This window comes from Caulobacter sp. GW821-FHT10F06 (assembly GCF_058809215.1).
Map to the genome: position 1 here is coordinate 1 of NZ_JBXASK010000015.1, position 7,149 is coordinate 7,149.

Below are 7,149 nucleotides of genomic sequence, written 5' to 3' on the forward strand. Positions count from 1 at the left end.
GGCCCGGCATGCAGCGGCAGGACCTCGTCGGCGAGTTCCGCCAGCGGCGAGGTCACGTCATTGACCAGGGCCACGGTAAAGGCTCCGGCCGCCTTGGCCGCGCGGACCGAGGCCAGCAGGTCGGGGCTCTTGCCCGACTGCGAGATGGCCAGATAGAGCACCTCGTCCATGGCCTGGTGGGCGGCGTAGACCGACGACACCGACAGGGCCGCCGACGAGGTCAGCACCCCGGTGCGGGTCTCGATCAGGTACTTGGCGAAGGTGGCGGCGTGGTCGGAGCTGCCGCGCGCGCAGGTGACCACGGCCCGGGGCGGGTTGGCCCGCAGCCGCCCGGCGATCGCCTCGACCCGCGCCGCATTGGCCTCCAGCTGCGCCCCCACCACCGACGCGGCCTCGCCCGCTTCCTGGAACATGCGCGTGGCTTCCGGCGTCAGCTGGGCCGGGGTCGCGGGGGGCAGCGGTCGGGTCAAGGTCGTCGCCTCCAAAGCACGTCTTCCTTCAGGACAGGGCGTTCAGTTCGGCGACGAAGTCGTAGGCGTCGCCGCGATAATAGGATTGCGTCACTTCCACCGCCCGGCCGTCCTTCAGGAAGCCGCGTCGCTCGATCAGCAGGCCCGCGTCCTTGGCCGGCACGCCCAGCAGGTCGGCCTGTTCGGCGGCGAACAGTATGGCCCGCAGGCGTTGCAGCGCGCGGACCGGCCGGTGGCCGGTGGCCTCGAGGGCTTCATAGAGCGAGGTGCCGACCGCCTCGGCCGAGGGCAGGGCGAAGGCGGCGACGGTGGTGTATTCCACGGCCATCGGCGCGCCGTCGGCATAGCGGATCCGCGCAAAGCGATAGACCGGCGTGCCGGGCGACAGGCCCAGGGTCAGGGATTCCTCGGGCGTCACCGCGCCCTCTGTCTTGCTGATCCACTCGCTGCGCGGCACCCGGCCCCGAGCGATCATGTCCTCGGTGAACGACGACAGCTTGGAGAAGCTCTTCTCCACGCGCGCGGCGACGAAGGTGCCGGCGCCCTGGCGACGGGTCAGCAGGCCCTCGCTGACCAGGCCGTCCAGCGCCTTGCGCACCGTGATCCGTGAAATACTGAATTCTTCGGCAAGGTCCCGCTCGGCGGGAAGGGCGTCGTCGGGCGCCAGGATCTTCTTCTGGATCGCGTCGCGCAGCGCGCGCTGCAGCTGCTGGTACAGGGGCGCATGTTGCGCGCCGTCAGCCGCGAGCGGGCCAATCCGCTCAGAAAACATCGTCAAATCAGCCTCCCCGCGCAAATCGACGCCACAGCCTGGGTGTCTCGATAGCATATGACCATTTTCATACCAATAAGAACATGGTCTGCAATTGGTTTCTTTTTGGCCTTGTCATCTTACAAAATTTCGTCACAGTCACATTCCGAGGCCTGAGAAGTACCGCATTCTGAGGATGTCCGCAGAAAATTGGTACCAGATTGGGCTTGGGGTTCGGCTCCGGGTCCATGGCCCGGCGAAATGGGGAGAAGCCGAGTTATGAGAAGCTTTCACAAGACCATCCTGACCGCGTCCGCCAGTATTCTGGCTGTATCGGTCGCAATGCCCGCCTTCGCGCAGGATGCGAAGCCGGACGCCGTAGAAGAGGTCGTTGTCACCGGCATCCGGGGTTCGCTCCAGGCCGCGATGCAACAGAAGCGTAACTCCGACCTGGTGTCGGAAGTCGTCACCGCCGAAGACATCGGCAAGTTCCCGGACAAGAACGTCGCCGACTCTCTGTCGCGCGTTTCGGGCGTCAACGTCGTCACCGGTTCGGCCGCGGCGGGGGGCTTTGGCGAAAACGAGCGCGTCAGCGTTCGCGGCACCGATCCGAACCTCAACCTGACCCTGCTGAACGGCCACAACATGGCCACCGGCGACTGGTTCGTCCTGGACCAGACCAGCGGCGGGCGCAGCTTCAACTATTCCATGCTGCCGTCGGAAGTCGTCGGTCGCATCGACATCATCAAGAGCTCGGCGGCCAACATCCCCGAGGGCGGCGTCGGCGGCACGGTCGACGTGCACACCCGCATGCCGCTGGACCTGCCGGCCTTCACGGCCAACGCCTCGGCCCAGGGTCTGTACGCGACCCGCGCCGAGAAGTGGACGCCGCAGGTGTCCGGCATGCTCAGCTGGAAGAACGACGCCCACACCTTCGGCGCCCTGATCGGCGCCTTCTACCAGGAGCGCGAGTTCCGCCGCGATGGCCAGGAAATCCTCGGCTACACGTCCTATGACAACTTCGCGGGCACGGGTCAGACCGTCCTGGCGCCGAACCTGATCGGCAACGCCTTCTTCCAGCAGACCCGCAAGCGCAAGGGTCTGAACTTCGTCACCCAGTGGGAGCCGACGGAGAAGCTGGAGCTGGCGTTCTCGGGCCTCTACACCAAGATGGACGCCGACAACACCAACGTGAACCACATGGCCTGGGTCAGCAATCTGATCACCAGCTCCACGGGTCCCGCGGGTTCGGCCGGCAACGCCCTGACCTCCTATTCGATCAGCAACGGCGTCCTGCGCTCGGCCACCTGGGCGGCCACAGCGCCGAACGGGACCAAGAGCCGGGGCCTGGTGCAGGACGACATCTTCCGCACCGCGCACTCCACCTCGTGGGACCTGAATCTGGACGGCAAGTATCAGGTTTCGGACAACCTCAAGATCAGCGGCAACATCGGCTACACCAAGGGCGAAGGCGCCACCGACGACACCGAGGCCTGGGAAACCTACTGGGAAACCGGCATGAGCTACGAGCTCGGCGCGCCGGTGACCAAGGTCAGCTATCCCGGCCTCGCCGCCGTCGGTTCGGCCGCCTACCTCAACAACTTCTACAGCTGGTCGTGGGGCGGCAAGGTCGAGAGCCCGGACGAAGAGTTCTACGCCAAGGGCGACGTGGAATATTCGGTCGACAGCGGCCTGCTGAAGACCCTGTTGTTCGGCGGCCGCTACACCGACCACACCCGCGAGGTGAACTACACCGCCTATGCGTGGGCCGGTAACGGCGTCAACAGCGGCACGTCCAATGTCGACCTGGGTTCGGTCGTCGGCGTCATGACCCCGTCCAACTACGGCGAGGACATCGGCCTGTCGGGTCAGGGCTACACCCTGGCCGACCGCGGCAAGGTCCTGGCCCTGCTGAACGGCACCAATGGCGGCCGCCAGTTCGCCTACTATCCGCCGCTCAGCTTCGCGGTGCAGGAAAAGACCCAGGCCGTCTATGCGATGGCCAAGCTCGGCGGCGATCGCTGGCGCGGCAATGTCGGCGTCCGCGCCGTCCACACCGACCAGGACACCACCCAGTACTCGGCCTCGGTCACGCCCTCGACGATCAGCAACGTGTTCGGCTCCTTCGGCGCCCGCAACGTCAAGCGCGACTACTGGGACGTCCTGCCCAGCGCGACCGTGGTCGTGGACGCTGATGACGACGTGGTGGTCCGCCTGTCGGCGGCCAAGGTGATGTCGCGGCCGGGCTACGCCCAGCTGGCGGGCGCCTTCAGCCTGAACGACACGGCCGTCACCGGCAGCGCCGGCGGCAATCCCGAGCTGGATCCGTTCCGCGCCTGGCAGTTCAACGCCGCGGCCGAATGGTACTACGCCCCCGAAGCCCTGCTGTCGGTCGGCGTGTTCCTGCTGGACATCGACAGCTACATCACCAGCACGACCTACAAGGAATACCACGTCACCCAGCAGACCCAGCAGCGCCTGGGCGTCGGCAAGGGCGACACCTTCACGATGACGGGTCCGATCAACGGGGACGGCGGCACCAACCGCGGCTTCGAAGTGACGCTCCAGCAGCCGATCGGCGGCGGCTTCGGCTTCATCGGCAACTACACCTACTCGGACGCCAAGACCGACCTGGGCAAGCCGATCGATGGCTCGTCCAAGCACACCTACAACCTGACGGGCTATTTCGAGAACGACATGATCTCGGCCCGCCTGGCCTACAACTACCGGTCCAAGTTCAAGTCGGGCGTCGATCGCGGCACCGACATGTTCCAGGACAACTTCTCGACCCTGGACGGTTCGGTCAGCGTCAATGTCAGCGACAACATCGCCCTGACCTTGGACGCCCAGAACCTGACCAACGAAAAGCTGAAGTACTTCGTGGGTTCGCCCGACGTCCCGCGGGCGATCTATGACAACGGCCGTACGTTCTACGCCGGCGTCCGCCTGAAGTTCTAAGGCTTCATCGGGACTTCCGGCCCCCTCACCGGAAGTCCCGATTTCTCTGTCCAAACGGCGATTGCATCGACGGGCGCATGGTTCAGGATCACCCGATGATCCGCCCGCTCCGCGTCGCCAGAACCATCCTCCTGACTGCAAGCATGGAGCTGGGGCGGAGCGCGCATCGCTCCGCCCGCTTTTTGCCGCGCCGAAATCCGTGCGCGCATCCGTGAGAGCCGCCGCATGACCCTCGCCCGCACCGTCGCCGCCACGCTGGTCTCCCTCGCCGCGCTCGCCGCCGCCGTCCCGGCCCTGGCGGGACCCGTGACCCTGACGCCGGCGCCCGCCAGTCTGACCACGGCGGAAGGATCATTCGCCCTCTCGGCCAAGACCCGGATCTTCGTCGCCAAGGGCGATGTCGAGGCCAGGGGCGTCGCCGTCCAGTTGTCCGACCTGCTCTTCCGCGCCAAGGGCTTCAAACCCGTCGTCGTCGAGGGCGCGCCGCCCGCCGGCGAGGCCGCGATCGTGCTGGCGCGCGGCGGCGCGAGCGGCGAGGGCTATGGGCTGGTCTCGACTCCGACCGGCGTGACCATTACCGCCGCCAAGCGCGCGGGCCTGTTCTACGGGGCCATGACCCTGTGGCAGCTGGCGACCCAGGACGAGGCGCGCAGCCCGGCCGCCGTCCCCGCCGTCAGCATCGACGATGCCCCACGCTTCGGCTGGCGCGGCCTGATGGTCGACAGCGCCCGTCACTTCCAGTCGCTGGACACGCTGAAGGCCGTCATCGACGCCATGGCGGTCCACAAGCTCAACACCTTCCACTGGCACCTGGTCGACGACCAGGGCTGGCGGCTGGAGATCAAGAAGTACCCGAAGCTTACCGAGGTCGCCGGCTGGCGGAACGATCCGGGCGCGGCGGTCCGCTATCCCAAATACGGCGGTTTCTACACCCAGGATCAGGCCCGCGACCTGGTGGCCTACGCCGCCGCGCGCAACATCACTGTCGTGCCGGAGATCGAGACCCCGGGCCACGCCCTGGCCCCGATCGTGGCCTATCCGCAGCTGGGCACGGCCGCGCCGGACGCCAGCAAGATGGGCGACTGGGGGATCTTCCCCTGGCTCTACAACACCGACGACGCGACCTTCGCGTTCCTCGACGACGTCCTGAACGAGGTGATGGACATCTTCCCGTCGACCTTCATCCATGTTGGCGGCGACGAGGCGGTCAAGGACCAGTGGAAGGCCAGCCCGAAGATCCAGGCCAAGATCAAGGAACTGGGTCTCAAGGACGAGCACGAGCTGCAGAGCTGGTTCATCCAGCGCGTCGGCCGGTCGCTGGACAAGCGCGGCCGTCGTCTGATCGGCTGGGACGAGATCCTCGAAGGCGGCCTCGCGCCCAACGCCACGGTGATGTCGTGGCGCGGCATCGACGGCGCCATCGCCGCGGCCAAGGCCGGCCACGATACGGTGCTGTCGCCCCATCCGATGCTCTATCTCGACAACCGCCAGAGCGCCTCGCCTGACGAGCCGCTCGGTCGGGGCCAAGTGGTCAGCCTCAAGGACGTCTACGCCTTCGATCCCGCGCCGGCCCAGCTGTCGGCCGACGAGCGCCAGCATATTCTCGGCGTCCAGGCCAATGTCTGGACCGAGCACATGCAGACCGACGAGCGCATGGAGCTGATGGCCTTCCCGCGCGCCCTGGCCCTGGCCGAGCGCGCCTGGACGCCGGAGGCCGGCGTCAACTGGGACAACTTCGCCCGTCGCATGCCCGCCGAGCTGGCCCGCCTGAAAATCCTCGGCGTGGCCGCCAACACCGTGCCGTTCGAACCCTATCCGGCCCTGTCGGCGGGCGAGGGCGGCAAGACCAAGGTCGCCCTCGCGACGGGTCTGGGCGTCGGCGAAATCCACTACACCACCGACGGCAAGGCTCCGACGGCGGCCTCAAGCGTCTATGCAGCCGCGCTGGAGTTGCCCAAGGGCGCGACGGTCAAGGCGCGCGCCTTCGTCGACGGCCAGGCCCTGGGGCGTGAGCGCGCGGTGACCATCGATCCCGCCGCCCTGCTGACCCGCACCAGCAGCCAACTGAAGCGCTGCACCAACAAGGTCGTGATCAAGATGATCGACGACGCGCCGCGCGACGTCGACAAGCGCGCGATGTTCGATGTCGACATCTTCAATCCGTGCTGGATCTGGGAGGGCGCGGACCTGTCGAAGGGCGCGACCCTGACCGCCCGCATCGGCCAGATCCCGTTCAACTTCCAGGTCGGCAAGGACCGCGACCACATCCCTCTGCATCCGCCAGCCACGCCGGAGGGCCAGCTGGACGTCCGCCTGGGCCAGGCGGGCGGGGGCTGCGCCGGCGAGCCCGTCGCCGCCCTGCCGCTGGGCAAGGCCGCGCGCAATCCCGGCGTCTCGACGATCTCCGGACGCCTGCCCGCCACGCCGGGCAAGGTCGACCTGTGCCTGACCTTCACGTCCAAGACCCTGGATCCGTTCTGGGTGATCGACCGGGTCGCGCTGAAGCCGACGCCCTAGCGTTTTTCGAAAAAGAGTCGCCGCCGTGTCCAACCTCGTTCTCTCCGCGCCGTTGCAGGGCTGGATCGCGCCGCTCGACGAGACCCCCGACGCGGTGTTCGCCGAGCGGATGCTGGGCGACGGCCTGGCCATCGACCCGACCGGCTCGATGCTGCACGCGCCGTGCGATGCGGTGGTGACCTCGGTGCATCGGGCCCGCCACGCCGTGACCCTGCGCGCCGCCAACGGGGCCGAGATCCTGATGCACCTGGGCCTGGAGACCGTGTCGCTGGAGGGCGCGGGCTTCGAGGTCCAGGTGCGTGAGGGCCAGAGCGTTAAGGCCGGCGACCCGCTGATCGCCTTCGATCTCGACTATCTGGCTCAGAACGTCCGTAGTCTGATTACCCCGATCGTCATCACCAATCCCGACGCCTTCGACATCGTGCGCCGCGACCAGGACCGCGCCAGCGAGGT

General features: G+C 67.3%; 5 protein-coding genes. 3 read left to right on the forward strand and 2 right to left on the reverse strand.

What is annotated here, in order from left to right; genetic code table 11:
- Window positions 1–485 (reverse strand): SIS domain-containing protein (locus AC1RUS_RS23455; protein ID WP_492919036.1); only part of this gene is annotated, 485 nt, incomplete at its 3' end.
- A gap of 13 nt (window positions 486–498) precedes the next feature.
- On the reverse strand, window positions 499–1,242 hold the full coding sequence (locus tag AC1RUS_RS23460) for a GntR family transcriptional regulator (protein WP_492919040.1): 744 nt from the start codon (window positions 1,240–1,242) through the stop codon (window positions 499–501).
- Window positions 1,243–1,563: 321 nt separating this feature from the next.
- Here AC1RUS_RS23460 and AC1RUS_RS23465 point away from each other — a divergent pair, with 321 nt between their 5' ends.
- The 3 genes from AC1RUS_RS23465 to AC1RUS_RS23475 form a co-directional block, all read left to right on the forward strand.
- Entirely contained in the window at window positions 1,564–4,179 is a 2,616-nt protein-coding gene (locus AC1RUS_RS23465; protein ID WP_492919037.1) for a TonB-dependent receptor, read from the forward strand.
- 225 nt (window positions 4,180–4,404) lie between these two features.
- On the forward strand, window positions 4,405–6,696 hold the full coding sequence (locus AC1RUS_RS23470) for a beta-N-acetylhexosaminidase (RefSeq protein WP_492919038.1): 2,292 nt from the start codon (window positions 4,405–4,407) through the stop codon (window positions 6,694–6,696).
- A gap of 25 nt (window positions 6,697–6,721) precedes the next feature.
- The coding region (locus AC1RUS_RS23475; protein WP_492919039.1) for a PTS sugar transporter subunit IIA at window positions 6,722–7,149 on the forward strand (428 nt) is incomplete at its 3' end.

What these genes read in the sequence shown, in the direction of transcription:
- AC1RUS_RS23460 (WP_492919040.1), bottom strand. Translation starts at nt 1,242, where the DNA reads ATGTTTTCTGAGCGGATTGGCCCGCTCGCGGCTGACGGCGCGCAACAT.
- AC1RUS_RS23465 (WP_492919037.1), top strand. Translation starts at nt 1,564, where the DNA reads ATGCCCGCCTTCGCGCAGGATGCGAAGCCGGACGCCGTAGAAGAGGTC.
- AC1RUS_RS23470 (WP_492919038.1), top strand. Translation starts at nt 4,405, where the DNA reads ATGACCCTCGCCCGCACCGTCGCCGCCACGCTGGTCTCCCTCGCCGCG.